The organism is Lewinella sp. JB7, assembly GCF_024297185.1.
Classification (GTDB): Bacteria; Bacteroidota; Bacteroidia; order Chitinophagales; family Saprospiraceae; genus Neolewinella.
In genome coordinates this window covers 941,136-957,471 of sequence record NZ_JANCTD010000001.1, presented here as the reverse complement: position 1 = coordinate 957,471, position 16,336 = coordinate 941,136, and the positions used below count along the sequence as shown (strand labels likewise).

Sequence of the window (16,336 nt, the reverse complement as noted above, 5' to 3'; positions counted from 1 at the left end):
CGAACCGCATCCATACTACGCTAAAGGGCCTAACGGTCCGGCAGGCCTACGCGTTAAAAACGAAACACCTCAACTAATCAGGCTTTCAGCGAAGCTGCTGTCTAATATTTTGAGCACCTTCAGACAAACCGCTAACCGCCTAACTACTAACCACCTAAACTACTAACCGCCTAAACTACTAACCTACTTCCTCCTTTCCTCATCAATCGCCTGCACCAGTGCCTTTACTTCGGTGGTAAAATCCTTGTCCAGGATCCACTTCAGGTAACTTGGTTCCTTAGCGAAAACTTCGGCGACGGGCTTGCCGGCGTGTTTTCCGAAATTGAATATGGGAGTTCCGTCGGGTCCGCGCTTGATGCGGCGGGTGGCGTCGAGGAAACGGTTGTCTTTACAGAATTCGGCTACGCTGTCCAGGCTTTCGAAGGGTTGAATCTCCGTGCCATCGTCCTTTCGGTAGGTTGCTCCCGCATAGTGCTTCAACTGACCCCGAAATACGTCGACCGTAGCCCGTACATCGGCAAGGGCGTCGTGGGCGTTCTCCATTTCCTTACCCGCGTAGAACTTGAGGGCGGCGCCGAGGGTGCGGGGCTCCATCTGGTAAAAGATATGCTGGGCGTCGATCAGTCGGCGTTGGTTGGTATCGAAGAACAGGCCCGCCCGGTAAAATTCTTCCTGTAGTAGCGGGACATCGTAGCGGTTGGAGTTGTATCCGGCCAGGTCCGCGTTGCCGATGAAGTCATAGATTTTACGGGCAACGTCCGCGAAGGTCGGCTCATTTTGCAGATCCGCGTCGGTGAGTCCGTGGATGGCGGCCGCCTCCGCGCTTACGGGTACCGTGGGATTAATTTTCATTTCCAGCTCCTGCGTGGGCCGCCCGTCGGCAAACATTTTGATCATGGCGATCTGTACGATCCGGTCGCGGGTAAGGTTCAGGCCGGTCGCTTCCAGATCGAAGAATACGAGGTCGTTGGTTAAATCAAGCATAAGACTGTTTCAGAATAAACGACCGCCGAAGGTTGTGGGTCGAGATGCGCACAAGGTACGCTGTCACTCCGCTACCAGCCGCAGGTAAAGCTGTTCGTAAGCGGAGATCATCCGGTGCAGGGGGAAGCGGCTTTCCACGAAGGAGCGGCAGTTCCGGGGGTCGAGCATACTCGCCGCGGGAATAACGTTCGCGAGCCCCGCTACGTCACCGACCGGGACGAGTCGGCTGACGTCGGGCGACATTAGTTCGGGCACCGCTCCACTGGCGAAGCCCGCAACCGGAACACCGCAGGCGAGCATCTCAAGTAGGACTAAGCCAAAGGGTTCGTCCCACACGGAGGTGAACAATCCCACCGACGACCGGGCGGAGAGTTGGGCGATGGCGCGTTGATCCAGGTGTCCCAGATAGGAAGCGTGATCACCCAGCCCCGGCGCGATCTTTTGCCGGAAGTAGTGATCGTCGTTGATGGGGCCCGCAATTTGTAGGTGGTACCCGGCCCGACGGCAGGCTTCCAGGGCGAATTCGGTACCCTTTTCCGGAGTAATGCGTCCGTACCAGATAGCAGTTTGCGGTCGTGCCCGGGGAGCGTAGGGCCATTCTTCGGTATCGATCCCGTTGTGAATCACCGTACACGATTTGCCGGTATAGATGCGCCACCGTTGGGCCAGGTGTTCGCTGATGGCGACGAAGGCCGATCCCCGCAGGAGGCGGGCCGTTAGGATTCCGGGCAGTTGCCGACGGTAGGGCGGCGTATGCAGCGTCGTGACCACCGGACAATTTACCCGATAAGCGAGGAAGGTAGGCGTGCCGTTGATACTATTATTATGCAGCAGATCGAAGCCTTGTTCCCGAACGAAACGCATCGCCTGACGGTAACCGGTTAAGTGAGTAACTACCTCCAGTCCCCCGATAGGCGGTGAGCCGGGGCGCGCGATCAGCGTTACGTCGTGTCCCAGCCGCCCCAGTCCCGTAGCCAGTTGTACGGTGTGTTTTTCCAGTCCGCCGGCGTAGGGTTCGGTGAGGGGGTATTCCAGGGGGGCAAGGACGGCGATCTTCACGGAGGGTCAGGCCATTAGCTGCTTCACCCCTACGGCGATGTGCTCCCGTTCAAACCCAATTTGCAGTTCCAGTTGGCGGGCGACGGCCAGTCCGGCGGTCAGTTGCTTCGGCGTCAGGGTGGCGGCGTAGCGCGGGTTCCAACGTTCCAGGAAGATATTCTGGGTCCGGTAAAAGTTGGGTTTCAGATTGAGGAGCTGCAGCGATTGCACGAGGAACAGGATCCAGTCCCACAAATCGGGCTTCTTGAATGCCTTGGTGGTCAGGGCGTACAACCGGTGAGCGGCATCGTTTTCCAGCTTTTCGGTTTCTTTCCAGCGGTGGTTCCAGTGCAGATGATCGGTGACGAGCCGCTGCAGGCGGGGCCGGTCGGGCGTAAAGTCTCCGGTGAGCAGGTCGGTCAGTCGTCGGCGAATCGTGAAATCGATGGCTGCCAGGTAGCTGTCGGGTAAGGGCAGGTCGTTGGCCCGCATCGTACTCATCAGCTGGTAGTTGTCGTAGTAGACATCGGAGAAGCTGGCGGCGGCAATGTCGAGGGTCCGGTCCGTCATTTTCAGCAGAATCTTGCGCTTTTCATCGCGGAAGAGGTGCCAGATCGAGAAGCTCTGGGTGCCGAAGTTGTCCTTCATCAGGTTGATCACTTCACTGACGTGTCCGATCCGGAATTCCCGTTCCAGTTCGGGGAGCAGGGTTTCGAATTCACCCTTGCTCATGTGCTGGCAAATCTCCCCGATCATGGCTTGCTGCCCGAGGTAGAGCACGGCGAAGCTGAACTCGGCGTAACTGTTCGTGATGTTGGACAGGATCGTCATGCGACCGACCGACAGGCGAAAGTTGCCCGCCCGGAAGTGGTGAAGGGAGTGGTTCTGGCTCCGGTAATTAAATAGCTCCAACTGGGTGGGTTCCTCCTCGAATAGGCTGGAGGCGGCGAAGTGCATACCTACCCGGAGGAGTCCTACCCGGGCCGGGACCACCGTTCCCCGGTAGGCGGCGGCGGCGTTCGGCAGCACATTGCTTTCGATCTTTTCCAGGGCGGCGATGAATTCGGGCTGGTAGTCCTCGCCGGTGATAACCTCACAGAGATGCAGCGCGCGGTTTGCGTACTGGAGCACCTGCAGGGTTTCGATACCGGAAACTTCGTTGAAGAACCAGGCGCAGCTGGTGTACATGAGCATGGCGTGGCGTTGCATTTCCAGCAGCCGCAACATCCGTATCCGAACGTCCGCTTCAATTTCGCGCTTGATCGCCCAGCGATCGAGGAAAGCTTCCGGTTGGCCGGGAGACCGATCGAGAACGAGATCGATGTAAGCATCCCGGGCGGCCCAGCAATCGATAAAGAGTTTACCCGCCTCCCGATTGTAAACGGTAATGAGGCGATCGCGTACCCGGTCGAGGGCGGCGCGGAGGGGGGCCCGCCAGCGTTGGTGCCAGCCCGGGGCGCCCCCTGTTTCACACCCACAGTCGCTGCGCCAGCGCTCCACGCCGTGTACGCACGACCAGGAACTGTTTTCGTGAATCCGGGCCTCCCACGTAGGGGGGAAATGCTCCAGAAACTCACCGTAGTTGGTGAGGTGATAGTCCGGGCTTTTTTCCACTACGTCGAGCGCGGCGGCAAGCGCCATTTCTCCCTTGGCGTGGTGGTGACCGTAGCTTTCCCCGTCGGTAGCAATGTGGGCGAGCTGCACTTCTTCGCTGCCGTCGAGGCTGTGCATCATACGTTCGGCGAGGTAGCGACCGTCGTTCAGCAGACCTTCGAAGGCGACGGCCTTAGCCACGTTCCCGTCGTAGAAGAACAGGGCGATGCTACGGCCGCTGGGCAGCTCGCAGCGGTAAGCCCTCCGGGGATCCACGCCGCCGCCGACGTGATCCCAGTGTTTCTCTCCCGATTGCCGCACGGCCTGGCACTGGCGGGGGGCGAGAATTGTATATGAGATGCCGTTATCGACCAGGGCCTCCAGGCAGGCGGTGTCGACGGCTGTTTCGGCCAGCCACATTCCCTCGGGCTTGCGGCCGAAGCGGTGTTCGAAATCCGCTACGCCCCACTTAATCTGGGTCTGTTGGTCGCGGGTATTGGCCAGGGGCATGATAATGTGGTTGTAGCTCTGGGCTACCGCCGAGCCGTGACCACCGAACTGCTCCTGACTGAGGCGATCGGCCTTCAGTATCCGTTTGTACGTGCTGGGGTCATGCTGCTCCATCCACGACAACAGGGTGGGACCCATGTTCCAGCTGATACGGGCGTAGTTGTTGGTGATGGATTCGATCCGTTGGTCGTCGTTGAGGACGCGGGCCGTGGCATTGGGGGCGTAGCATTCCTCGTTGATCCGTTCGTTCCAATCGTGGTAGGGCGCGGCGCTATCCTGAATCTCAATGGTTTCAAGCCAGGCATTTTCCCGGGGGGGCTGATAAAAATGACCGTGGATGCAAACGTATTTCTTGGGGCGACTAGACATAAAGGCAAAGATAGCGCGACAAGCGGGGTATGGGCGTCCGGGCATCCCGGATAAGTCCGCCGTCATTCATTTCGTGGCCGAACCCGGTAAAGATGATCTGGGTTGCAGTGTATGTATCCCTCAAATAACCACACTCTTCAATCATGAAACGCGACTTCGTACGGATGGGGTTCTGGCTCACGCTGACCTACCTGCTCTTTTACTTCGTACTTACCATCTGAGTTCGCCTAATCGGGGGGCGAATACACCGGACGGTCAACCCAGCAAACATTGCTACGTTGTAACTGCGAAGCGCGGCACCCGCGTGCCCGCCCCATACTCTTAACCCAAAACACAGCTAAACTATGTTTAACCTACCCGATCTACCGTACGCATACGACGCCCTTGAACCCAGCATCGATGCCCGGACCATGGAAATTCACCACACTAAGCACCACGCCGGTTATACTTCAAAGCTCAACGCGGCACTCGAAGGTTCCGACCAGGCCGGAAAAAGCATTGAGGATATTCTCGGGAACATCAGTTCCTCCAGCACCGCGGTACGCAATAACGGTGGTGGATTCTACAATCACAGCCTATTCTGGCAGATCATGGGCCCTAACGGTGGGGGACAGCCCAGCGGAGAGCTCGCCCAGGCCATCGACAAGGCCTTCGGCAGTTACGATGCGTTCAAGGAGAAATTTGCCGACGCCGCCGGCAGCCGGTTCGGTTCGGGTTGGGCCTGGCTGATCGTCAAGCGCGACGGTACGCTAGCCGTTACGTCCACGCCTAACCAGGACAATCCCCTGATGGACGTAGCCGACGAGCGCGGTACGCCGATCCTGGGACTCGATGTCTGGGAACACGCCTACTACCTTAACTACCAGAACCGCCGGCCGGATTACATCTCCGCCTTCTTTGACGTCGTGAACTGGGACGAGGTAAGCAAGCGCTACGCGAACGCGAAGTAATCCATCGCCGTATCCAATAAAAAAACCGCCTCCCGGTCTCCGGGCGGCGGTTTTCTTTTATACCGATGTACGGTATTTAGGAAGCCATGGCTTCCCGGGCATTGGAGCGGTACATTTCCATTTTATCGCTGTCCGCATTACGGTAACGGGGACCGCACTTTTGCAGGACGTCCTTCATCTGATCATCGTTGAGCTGGGCGAACTCCTCGATGGTCTTCACGCCGGCTTCCTCGAAGCGGGCGGCCATGGTGGCGCCGACGCCGGAGATCTTGGTCAGTTCGCTGGCCGGACCCTTGGTGGAGGGGCGACCCCGACGGGATCCGGTACCGTTGGAAGTGGTTTTGCTGCGACTTGCGGTTTTGCGGGCCGACTTTGCGGCTCCCTGCGTCTTGCGGGGACGGCCCCGACGTGATTTGGGGGCCGACTTTTCGGCGGCGGCTTCACTTACCGAATCGGGGGCGTCCGACACGGCCTGCGCCATATCCTCGCCGGAAACGTTATCGGAGGTAGCCGTAGGGGCTGACTTCTTCGTGCGGCCACGACGGGCGCCGGTCGACTTGGTTTCTTTCGACTTAGTATCCTTCCGCTTGGGTTGGGGCTGTTCGCCGGCGGCGGTTTCGGGAACCTTGCTGGCCTTCTTCTTTGCCACCTTGAGTTCCTGCTCGAGGCTCGCTACCTTTTGTTGCAGACCCTTGATTTTCGCCTTGGCGGACTTGAGTTTTTTCTTCGTTTTTTCCTGTTTGGTTACGCCGTCGGCAAAAGCTTCCTGCGCGGCGTCAAAACGGGACATGATCGCCTTCAATTCTTTCTTAAAACTGGCCATGATTGATAGATTTGAGTGAATAGATTAGATACGTCGCGGTCCTCCATAATGGCGGATCGCGTACCGGATGTGTAATGAACTGGTATTGGTTAGCCCTTTAATATCAAAACAAGTTTGATTATTTCTTACGGGGTTTAGTGTTTGTGTGGGGGAGGGCGGGATATCTATTGGTGCTTCGCCCGGGATAATCTATAAAGATACTTAATGCTACTATTGTTCTAACTCAACGGCAAGTATATGAAATTAATTCGAAATTCCGTCCATACCTAATGGCACCGGGACCCTCACGAAACATATAAATTACCACCATATCACTAGATCTAGGTATGTTCTATCATCTAATGCCGGGTCACCGGGAGTACTCTGGGTGAGTTACTCACCCGGATTAGTATACTTATCCGTATTAACCGCCCTATTTTCCTAATATTAAGCAAAAGGACTGCCAGCACGTATGAAAGTCAGGGTTGTTAATGATTTCTGCGATCTTCCCCCCAATTTAACTTACCGCGCAGGGTATCCATGAAGGTAATGTCCGGCAATTTGACCAGATCGATACCAAAGTCATTCTTACGTACCGCGAGTTCGTGAGCGGCGGTAACGGTTTCGAAGCGGGAATCGAGGGTGGATAAGAAGTTATCGGCCCGTCCTTCAATCTGGAAGCTGATAACGGCATCGTCGCTGATGACGATGGGTCGTACATTGAGGTTGTGCGGCGCTACGGGCGTGACGACGAAGTTTCCACTCCCGGGAAACACGATCGGCCCGCCGCAGCTCAGGCTGTAGCCCGTACTTCCGGTAGGCGTGGCGACGATGATACCGTCGGCCCAGTAGCTGTTCAGATACGCACCGTTGATGTACGTATGTATGGTAATCATGGAGGAGGTATCCCGCTTGAGGAGGGTAAAATCATTCAGGGCATACGGCGTGTCGCCGAATACGGGCAGATTACTTTCCAGGTAAAGCATATCGCGTTTTTCGGTTTCGAACCGCCCCCGGGCGAGTAACCGCATGGCTTCGCACATCTTACTTTTCTCTACCCGAGCCAGGAAGCCCAGTCGACCGAGGTTGATTCCGAGAATGGGAATCTTGTAATCCTTGATCATCAGCATGGCGCTGAGGATCGTTCCGTCGCCCCCCAGGGTGATGAGCATATCGAACTTCTTAATGCGAAAATCCAGATGACTTTCGAACACGCCGACGTCGCGGGAGAAGTGAATGTGGGAACGAATTTGCTCCAGGTAAGGACCGTAAACGTAGGTAGAAAAATTCTCCGAGGCCAGCAGGTCGAAGAGTTCCTGGACCGGTTCGCGGTCGGACTCTTTATAAACCTGACTGTAAATGACAACCTGCATGGCGTGGAAACTTGAACGCGCAACAAGGTTACGAAATATTACGGCAGTCGAAGGCCCACCGCCCCGCCGCTCCGCTCAGAAACTGAGGTTCAGGTTGAGGTACACGCCGTCTTCGCCCAGGTGATTGCGGTTGTACTGTACGCCGGCCACCATATCGTAGTAAAGCACGAAATCGATACTGGCGCCCATACCGGTAAGCAGGTTATTATTTAACTGATTGGTCCCGTCGACGAAGGGGGCATTCGCAATACCCTGGTTGAACTGTACGGAACCGAGTATCCGCAGGGGTATGTAGCGAAAGGCATCGATGAACACGAGTTTACCCAGGTCCAGTTTGGTTTTAATGAACTCCCGGCGCAGGCCCAGACGCCAGATGACCATATCCAGCCCGTCCACCACGTAGAATTGGTAACCGATCAGGCCATTGTTTCCGAAGCCGATGGCCCGATTTTCGAGAAAGGGCTGGCGGGTACGAATGAGGCTATACTTGGCCGCTACCCCGTAGTTGAGGGAATATCGCTTTCCGAACGGAATAAATTCCCGGTAATCCCCGTGCACTTCCAGGCCGTCTCGCTGTCCGTATATGCCCAGGCCCTCCTTGGCGATACCCACCGAAAAGTATTTGCCCTTCCAGGGATAATTGCGAATATCACGGCGGTCATTCTGAAAATCGTACGCAATGCGGAAATACTTTTGTTGCGTGCGTCCGCCCCCGAAAAATTCGGGATTCAGTACCCTTCCGATGATATCGGCAATTTCGGATTGCCGCCAGCCGAAGGACAGGTAATGGGATACATATATTTTTTTCCGGTAATTGATGGTCAGGTCCGCATTAGACCGCCGGTAAACGAAAGCGTCCGGATCGGAATAGAATATTTGGCGATTATCGAGTGTCAGGTAATTCTGTTCCCGGCGGCGCAAATAGCTGAACTCCAACTCCATCCCGACGGAGCCGGCGCGGTTTAAGTACGGAAGTCGGTAGCCTGCCTGTAACGATCGCGTATACCCGGTCGTGAACCCCAGCTTGAGGCGGTCACGTTGGCCCGTGAAATTGTAATACGTCAGCTTCCCACCTACATTTACCCGGTCCAGGGAGCGGTTTTCTTCCGTCCACCATACGTTGAAATTGCGATCGGCGAGCTCGAAGACCGGTACGGGATAGATGTACCATGTTTCCCGCATACGGACGGTGAAGGCTACCTGACCACCCGCCCGTACCTGAGTACTGTCGTACGTAATCTCGACGGAAGCGAAGAGGCCGGAATTCATCAGGTTATTGTAGCTACGCGCGACCACGCGATCGAGATCGTCGACGGCCAGCCGGTCACCCCGGCCGAAGGTCATTTCCCGAAAAACGACCCGGGGGCGCGTTTTGCGGTGACCGATCAGCTCCACTTCCGCAACGGTGAGGGAGTCGCCGGGTGCCGCCCACGACAATAGCGGGGCGAAGAGCAGTAAAATTATGGCGACTAGCCTCATGCAGTATACGATACGTAGGCAGTTCTAAGTACGCAAATATGCGGCGGTTAGTTTGTCCCGTCACTTACGCTTGCTGAGAAAGACGCCCAATAGCACGAGCCCGATGGCCGGTACTTGTAACAGGGTAAACCGCTCGTGGTCGAGTAACCCCCACAGCAGAGCAACGATAGGGATCAGGTAGCTCACGGTGCTCGCGAATACCGCCCCCGTCCGCTGCACCAACCGGAAGAACACGAAACTTGCCAGCACCGTACTTCCCACGGCCAAAATGGTGACGTAACCAAGGGCCCACCACCCCGGCGTTCCGGCTTCCCGGATCGTCCCTACTACGCCGCCGAGGGTGAAAGCGTAGATGAGCGCCGGCAAACCCACCAGAAAGAAGCTGGTCACGGTGATGGTAAGGGACGGCAGCTTGCGGAAGAAATTACCGACGATATTCGCCGACGTGCCGTAACAGAGGCAGGCCAGCAAAACCAGTCCCGCGTACGCCAACTGGCTACCCTGCCCTCCCCGGCCCGGCGTTACGTACGCCAGCATCACCGCCCCCATGAGGCCCACCACGATGCCGATCACCTGCTCGCGCACGGGCCGGTTGCGGAACACCAGCCAAGCAACCAGGAACGTACAGAGCGGGGTCAAGCTGCTGAGCGTACCGGTCAGGCTACTGCTGAGGTGCAGTTGGGCGATCGGGAACAGAAAAGACGGTATGGCCGTTCCCGTCAGCCCTACGAGCAAAAGGGTGGGCACCTGCGAGGAGCTGATCCTGCGCAGGTGCGTAAGGGCGAAGGGAGCCAGAGCCAGGGCCGATAGCCCCAGGCGGAGCACGGCAATCTGCTGGGCGGAAAACACCCCCAGCGCCCACTTGATCAGGATGTAACTGGTGCCCCAGATCAGGCTCAGACCGATCAGGGTAAGAAAGTCCGCTATGGTCGGTCGTTCCTGCATGCGGCGAAGGTAATGGACGGTGAGGCAGCGGTTGGGCGGCTATAGCGGTTGGACGGCTATAGCCGTCGGACGGGGTCACCCCGTTGGACCGCTGTAAGCAATCTCCTCCGCATTTCCAAATAAATCTCCCCTACTCCCCCGCGTACCTCACCCCGATCCGCCGCCGCACCTCCGTCAAAGTCCTGTGCAACAGTAAACTATCCTCCAGCGACCACCGCTCCGACTCGCTCCGGCCGGCGCGCACGTCCTCCATCACCGCGCGGGCCTCGAAAACGTAGCCCTTCCCCTCAAAAGGGTAGTAATGATTCTCCGGTGGCTCATCCTTCCCCCGCAGAATACTGAAGCCCCGCGACTCATGAAAGCGCGGATGAATGTGCAGCGCCCCCTCCGTTCCCAGGACCAGGGCGTCGCATTTCGTAATCCCCAGCAGCGTGGAGTAGCAGTGCGCCAACTGACCACCCGCGTACCGCAACGTCACCTGGGTATCAATATCCGCACCGGACTCGGTCACCCGCGCGGTCGCGCTGATGTCCACCGGAGCTCCGAAAACGTACTGCGCCAGCCAAATCGGGTAGATGCCAATATCGAGCAGGGCACCCCCACCCAGCGCGGGATTGTATAGCCGGTCACGGGAAAAATCGGCATGCGGTTCCCCAAGAAAACCAAAGTCGGCCCGCAGACCCTCAATTCGGCCGATGGCGCCGGCATCCAGCGTCCGCTTCATTTCTTCCAGCGCCGGGAGAAAGCGCGACCACAGGGCTTCCATCAGGTATACCCCTCGCTCCCGCGCTACGCCGACCATTTCCTCCACCTCCGCGTAGCTCATGCCCAGCGGCTTCTCACAGAGCACGGGAATCCCCCGTTCGAGACACATCAGCGTAAGCTCCCGGTGTCCGGAATGGGGCGTGGCCACGTACACCGCATCCACGCGCGGTCCGTCGAAAGTTTCCGCATAGGTACCGGCGGCGTGGGTCGCCCCGTACTGAGCCGCGAATTCCCGTGCCCGATCCAGCGATCGTGATCCGACCGCAACCAATCGCGCGTCTTCGATCAGCGCCAGGTCTTGCGCAAATTTATGGGCGATCTTTCCGAGGCCGAGAATGGCCCAATTGAAGGTGGCGATGTCCGTATTTTTTGGTTGCAGCCAAGGTAACAATTTGTGGGGGCGGGTACGCAGGTGCCGTGGAAACCCGGGCGCTGCGCGCGCAAGCCAACCGGACCCGATCCGCCGTGCCTTAACTTAGTTTTACATTTAAGCAAAGCAACCTATCCCGCTCCTACCCGTTATAGTTTCGTTTCTTACCACCAAATACACCCCTGATGTCCGTCGAAATCGATTTCGCTACAAAGAACCTGAACCGCCGCGGGTACCTGGACATAGACGTGGACCCCACGCTCGATCTGGCCGCCGAGATCAACCGGCTCAAGCGGGAACGCAACGCCGTCATCCTCGCCCACTATTATCAGGAATCCGAAATTCAGGACATTGCAGACTACATCGGGGATAGTCTCGGCCTTAGCCAGCAGGCGGCATCCACGGACGCGGACATCATCGTCTTCGCCGGCGTACACTTTATGGCCGAAACCGCCAAGATGCTCAGCCCCCAGAAAAAAGTCCTGTTGCCCGACCTGAAGGCGGGCTGCAGCCTGGCGGACTCCTGCCCGGCCCCGGTCTTCGCGAAGTTTAAGGAGAAGTACCCCGATCACATCGTGGTGAGCTACATCAACTGCACCGCGGAACTGAAAACGCTCACGGACATTTGCTGTACCAGCACCAACGCGAAGCACGTCATCGATTCCATTCCTAGGGACCAGCCCATCATCTTCGCTCCGGACGTCAATCTCGGTCGGTGGCTTATCAAGGAGACGGGACGGGACATGGTGCTCTGGAACGGCAGTTGCATGGTGCACGAGATCTTCAGTCACGAGAAGATTACCAAGCTTAAGATCGCTCATCCGGAGGCGGCCTTCATTGCTCACCCCGAATGCGAGGCCCACATCCTCGACATGGCCGACCACGTGGGCTCCACGTCCAGTCTGCTCCGCTTCACCCGGGAAAGCGCCTACAATGAGTTTATCGTAGCCACGGAACCCGGCATCATCCACCAGATGGAACTGGCCGCACCGGACAAGACCTTCTACCCCGCCCCGCCGAACAACACCTGCGCCTGCAACGAGTGTCCGCACATGAAGCGCAACACGATGGAGAAGCTCTACCTATGCATGGAGTACGAAATGCCCGAGATTACCCTACCCGAATGGGTCATCGAAAAGGGGGTGAAGAGCATCGACCGAATGCTCGAAATTTCCGCCCGGGCCGGTCTATAGGCCGAAGGTCCCTATCCTTTAGTTACCAGAAAGCGGATCAGTCGCGTCGTGATCGCCAGTCCCGGTACCAGCACGAATAACCCGTAAACGACGGCGAGGATTCCGAAGAATCCGTCCCGTTGCCACCCCTCCAGTGCGGAAAGGGTAAGGCTCATGCTCGCATTGACTACGAAGAACGACAGATACTCCGGCCAGTTGCTTCGCCCGCGAAAATCAACACCGCGTCGGAGTGCCTTCACGTACTCCCCGATCACTGCTGAATGTCAAAGTGGTATTCGACAAGTTCGATGACCGGTCGGCCATTACGATCGCTCTGCTCCAGGAAAATATCGATGCCGATGGTTTCGGCCTCATCCTTGCTACTGCTGTCGAAGACGACCTCCAGGGTACCCCGGTCACCGGGTTGGTACACGATCGAGTTATCGTGGGTCACGGTGGTACATTCGCAAGCCTGAATCAGCATGATCTGGGCGGGTACCCGGCCCTCGTTGACGAAGGTGTAAGTGAACGATCTCGTATCGCCCTTCTTCACGACGCCGAGGTCGATTTCGCGCCGGTCAAATTGCAGGATGGGCAGGCCGTCGATCTCGGATGGGGACTTCCCGTGGAGCGTACTTTTCGGACTGATCGAATCCCGGGGCTCGGCGTTGCGGTCCGGTCCCTCGATGGCCCGTTCGATGATGTCCCGCCGGATAATGATCGTGGTGGGACCCTCCAGCACTTTAAATTCGGTGCGTCGGTTGAGCTGGTGGGCCACCTCCCGCTGCTCGTTATTCGGCAGTGCATTGATGTACGCCTCACTGAGGGTGTCTCCTGCCTGAAAGATGCCGGTTCGACCGGCCAGTCGCTCCGAAACCACCAGGGGCACGGTTTCCCCGTAGCCCCGGAATTTGATCCGGTTGGCGGCAATCTCTCCTCTTGCAATGAGCCAGCGGCGGGCGGCATCCGCGCGGCGCTTACTCAGGTTCAGATTGTACTCGTCTACGCCGCGAAAGTCGGTGTGGGAGCCCAGTTCGATGACCAGGTCGGGATATTGCTTCATCAATTCGGCAAGTACGCGTAGGTCGCCTTCCGCGTCTTCCCGGATATTGGACTTATCCAGATCGTATAGGATATTTTCCAGGGCAATCGACTCCTCGATCTCGATGGTATCGTAGACCGGGATCGTGGAAGGATCCACCGGAATCGGCTTGAGGAAGAATACCTGCTCGAAACTCTTGCTCTCCTCCAGGCCCAATGTATTCAACTCCACCGTATCCGGATAGTAGCCGGGGTGGCTGGCGACCACCTGGTATTCGGTTTCCAGGGTAAGACCGAAATCGAAGCGGTTCCCGTCGTCGCGGGTCTTCTGGGTGCCGGGGCCCTGCGACTGCCCGTTGCGAATAGGCTGCAGCTCAATGGTGCCGTTAGTCAGCGGTTGACGGGCCTCGCTGAAGAGTCCCACGACGAGATTGGCGTACAGACTCGCGATCTCGAAGTTATAGATATCGTCGCAGCAGGTCTTGCTCTTTACGGATCTCCCCTCCCCGGGACGGTTACTCGTCATGAAGCCGATGAGGCCGTCACCGTACACGCTGAGACTCTGGTCGTCAACGCTGCTGTTGAAGCCGGGTCCCATATTCGCGGGAGTACTCCATTCACTTCCGTTCCAGGCGGAGTAAAACAGGTCGGTCCCCCCCATCGTGGGCAGGCCGTCGGTACTGTAGTAGAGGGTACCGTCGAAGTAAAAGGGCGTCATGTCGTCTCCGACCGTGTTGATCGTTTCGCCGAGATTGACCGGGCTACCGTAGCGGCCGTCTCCCTGATAGGTAGCGTAGTAGATGTCGAAACCACCGAATCCACCATCCATGTCGCTTACGAAGAACAACACTTCCTCACCGAAGAGCTCTCCGGTGGCGGGTTGCAGCGCCAGGTGGTCGTCGCTATTGATTCCCGAGACGGGATTCCCGCTTTTCCAGCCGGCGTCGTCCACATCGCTGAGGTATATTTTCGCCTGGGCGATCTTATTACTGTTCATGCCCAGCCGGTTGTAGTACAACCGACGCCCGTCGGCACTGAGGCTCGGGTTGGCGGTGTGCACCCCGGGGCGGTTCACTTCCCGTCCCAGCGCTTCCGGCCGCTCCCACTCACCCTCTTCGTCGCGCACCGCTTTAAATATGCGCAAGAATTGCTTCTCGTCGTTCGCGTCCGTCATTTCCACCGGCGTGGTCGCCTGCACGGTAGCATAGTACAGGGTGTTATCGGCGGTGCTGTAGACGGGTGAATACTCGCTCCATACCGTATTGATCTTGCGGTCGAGAATCTCCAGACTCACTTCTCCGGTTTCCGTCATGGCGTCCCGGTACAGACGTGCACCCTCGATTTCGGCCCGCGCAAGTTGCTCGAGTACGGGGTCGTCGTTGTGCTGCAGAAACTCCGTGAGGTAGGTGACGGCCTCATCGTACTGCTGATCCATTTTCAGTACGCGGCCGTAGTAGAAGCGGTGGATGTTATTGGTCGTATCCCCGGCTTCGGTACGGCGGAAGGTCTGCGTATACCCCCGAATGGCCGCGGCCACGTCGCGCAGTTCATAGTTCATCTGCGCCATAAGGGGCAGCAGGTAATCCTCGTCGTTCTTCTCGTACAGTTCCCGGTAGTTATCGAGAGCAACGGTCCAGTTGTAGGTAGCGCGGGCGGAATCGGCGGCAGCCAGTAATTGTTCCTCGTTGGAACTACCGGCCAACGGTTGAGCGAACAGGGGCAGGGAAGCCACTGCGATAAAAATCGTGGCCAGCAACGACCGCGTGTCCCGTAGAGTGTCCGTATGTATCCGTATCATGGAAGCGGGGATGAGTGATTAAAAACGCGACCGGCGGTGCCTAAATTTTGGGACAAAGCATCGTGGGCACGACGGTCGGCTTCTTATAAATATTGAATATATACTGGGCCGATAATTCGAAGCCCCCCTGATAATTCGTCACCGTCCGGGATTGACTCAGGGTAATATCATAACTCAGCGCTGCCCGAATTTGCTGGTAATCCAGTCCGATCAGCACCTGCGCCGCGTCGCCCGTCCGGTAGCCCAGCCCCATACGGAGATCCACGTCGGGCTTGAGCGACCGACTACCCCACGCCTGTATAGAGGCCGTCGTATTAGACGCGGAAGACTGTACGTAAAGCGAGGGTTGAAAGCGCCACTTTTCGCTGACCTCCAGATCAAGACGCGCGTGCCCATGTAGCGTAGACCTCCGCCGCCGTGCATCCTCTCCCGCCCGGGTGCCCACGGTCGTTGTATCGATGCCCGTCGTATCCGTACTGGCCGTAAGCAGCGTGGCGCGTTTCGGACCGTTTAGATGGAACATACTCACCCCTACTTCCAGCAAGTTCTCCTTTTTCGGATCGAGAACGGACCGCAGCATCACACCGGCATTGATGTCGTTATAACTGTCGTTACTCCCGCTACCCTCTCCGGTGGTAGGTTTAATTTCGCCCTGTGACTGTCCGCCACCGCCCAGGGAGGGGTCGATGGTCAGTTGCTGCAGCAGACTGGCCGAGCCTACGTCGAGGCTGTAAGTAGTACTTCCGTACTGCGCTCCGAGCGTGAATACGTTGCGCCGGTTATCGTCGAGTGCCAGGTGGTAGGCCGCCGAGAAGCCAAAGTAGGTGGACTTAAACCCCAGGTCACCACCCGCTCCAGCCTTGTCGCTGATAAGATTCGCTCCCACCCCGATCCAGTCATACTTGCGCAGGCCGCGGACGATCGGCGCATCGGCGTACGCACTCGGGGTCGTGATCCCATTGAGCGTGTACCACTGCCCCCGGTAGATGCCCCCGATACGCATCGACCCACTGTACGCGCCGGTCTGGGCCGGATTCAGCCACAGCGGATTATAATCGTGCAGGGTAAAATGCGTATCCTGGGACTTCACCCCCAGCGAGCAACATAAAAACAGGAATGCAAGCAGGTAGTGACTCGATCGCATGGG

Annotated in this window: 13 protein-coding genes; 2 read left to right on the top strand and 11 right to left on the bottom strand. The window is 57.6% G+C overall.

The window, feature by feature from the left end; genetic code table 11:
• Positions 1–183: 183 nt before the first annotated feature.
• The 3 genes from NMA52_RS03610 to NMA52_RS03600 all read right to left on the bottom strand — a co-directional run bounded on the left by NMA52_RS03610 (position 184) and on the right by NMA52_RS03600 (position 4,494).
• Positions 184–984: a 3'-5' exonuclease gene (locus NMA52_RS03610; protein ID WP_254826272.1), complete on the bottom strand. Its 801-nt coding sequence runs from the start codon at positions 982–984 to the stop codon at positions 184–186.
• Positions 985–1,047: 63 nt separating this feature from the next.
• On the bottom strand, positions 1,048–2,043 hold the full coding sequence (locus NMA52_RS03605) for a glycosyltransferase (protein ID WP_254826271.1): 996 nt from the start codon (positions 2,041–2,043) through the stop codon (positions 1,048–1,050).
• Between the two features lie 6 nt (positions 2,044–2,049).
• Entirely contained in the window at positions 2,050–4,494 is a 2,445-nt protein-coding gene (locus tag NMA52_RS03600) for a DUF3536 domain-containing protein (protein ID WP_254826270.1), read from the bottom strand.
• A 344-nt stretch (positions 4,495–4,838) separates the two neighbouring features.
• Between NMA52_RS03600 and NMA52_RS03595 the strand changes: the two genes are divergently transcribed.
• Positions 4,839–5,444, top strand: coding sequence for a superoxide dismutase (locus NMA52_RS03595; RefSeq protein WP_254826269.1), 606 nt, complete (start codon positions 4,839–4,841; stop codon positions 5,442–5,444).
• A gap of 76 nt (positions 5,445–5,520) precedes the next feature.
• Here NMA52_RS03595 and NMA52_RS03590 read toward each other — a convergent pair whose 3' ends face one another.
• From NMA52_RS03590 to NMA52_RS03570, 5 genes are all read right to left on the bottom strand, one after another.
• Entirely contained in the window at positions 5,521–6,267 is a 747-nt protein-coding gene (locus NMA52_RS03590; protein ID WP_254826268.1) for a hypothetical protein, read from the bottom strand.
• Between the two features lie 467 nt (positions 6,268–6,734).
• Positions 6,735–7,619 (bottom strand): NAD kinase, encoded by an 885-nt coding sequence (locus tag NMA52_RS03585; RefSeq protein WP_254826267.1) that lies wholly within the window; start codon positions 7,617–7,619, stop codon positions 6,735–6,737.
• Between the two features lie 75 nt (positions 7,620–7,694).
• Positions 7,695–9,098: a hypothetical protein gene (locus NMA52_RS03580; RefSeq protein ID WP_254826266.1), complete on the bottom strand. Its 1,404-nt coding sequence runs from the start codon at positions 9,096–9,098 to the stop codon at positions 7,695–7,697.
• Positions 9,099–9,158: 60 nt separating this feature from the next.
• Positions 9,159–10,043 (bottom strand): DMT family transporter, encoded by an 885-nt coding sequence (locus NMA52_RS03575; RefSeq protein ID WP_254826265.1) that lies wholly within the window; start codon positions 10,041–10,043, stop codon positions 9,159–9,161.
• A gap of 130 nt (positions 10,044–10,173) precedes the next feature.
• Positions 10,174–11,199 carry a Gfo/Idh/MocA family protein gene (locus tag NMA52_RS03570; RefSeq protein WP_254826264.1) on the bottom strand — a complete coding sequence of 342 codons (1,026 nt, stop codon included), beginning with the start codon at positions 11,197–11,199 and terminating at the stop codon, positions 10,174–10,176.
• A 164-nt stretch (positions 11,200–11,363) separates the two neighbouring features.
• Here NMA52_RS03570 and nadA point away from each other — a divergent pair, with 164 nt between their 5' ends.
• Positions 11,364–12,371 carry a quinolinate synthase NadA gene (gene nadA, locus NMA52_RS03565; RefSeq protein ID WP_254826263.1) on the top strand — a complete coding sequence of 336 codons (1,008 nt, stop codon included), beginning with the start codon at positions 11,364–11,366 and terminating at the stop codon, positions 12,369–12,371.
• 11 nt (positions 12,372–12,382) lie between these two features.
• On the opposite strand, the gene NMA52_RS03560 is transcribed toward nadA, so the two are convergent.
• Genes NMA52_RS03560 through NMA52_RS03550 form a run of 3 tightly spaced genes read right to left on the bottom strand, consistent with a single transcriptional unit; the run spans position 12,383 to position 16,333 of the window.
• The gene (locus tag NMA52_RS03560; protein WP_254826262.1) at positions 12,383–12,610 is read right to left on the bottom strand and encodes a hypothetical protein; all 228 of its coding nucleotides are present in this window, start codon (positions 12,608–12,610) and stop codon (positions 12,383–12,385) included.
• An 11-nt stretch (positions 12,611–12,621) separates the two neighbouring features.
• The gene (locus tag NMA52_RS03555) at positions 12,622–15,189 is read right to left on the bottom strand and encodes an OmpA family protein (protein WP_254826261.1); all 2,568 of its coding nucleotides are present in this window, start codon (positions 15,187–15,189) and stop codon (positions 12,622–12,624) included.
• A gap of 40 nt (positions 15,190–15,229) precedes the next feature.
• Positions 15,230–16,333, bottom strand: coding sequence for a PorP/SprF family type IX secretion system membrane protein (locus NMA52_RS03550; RefSeq protein ID WP_254826260.1), 1,104 nt, complete (start codon positions 16,331–16,333; stop codon positions 15,230–15,232).
• Between the last annotated feature and the right edge of the window lie 3 nt (positions 16,334–16,336).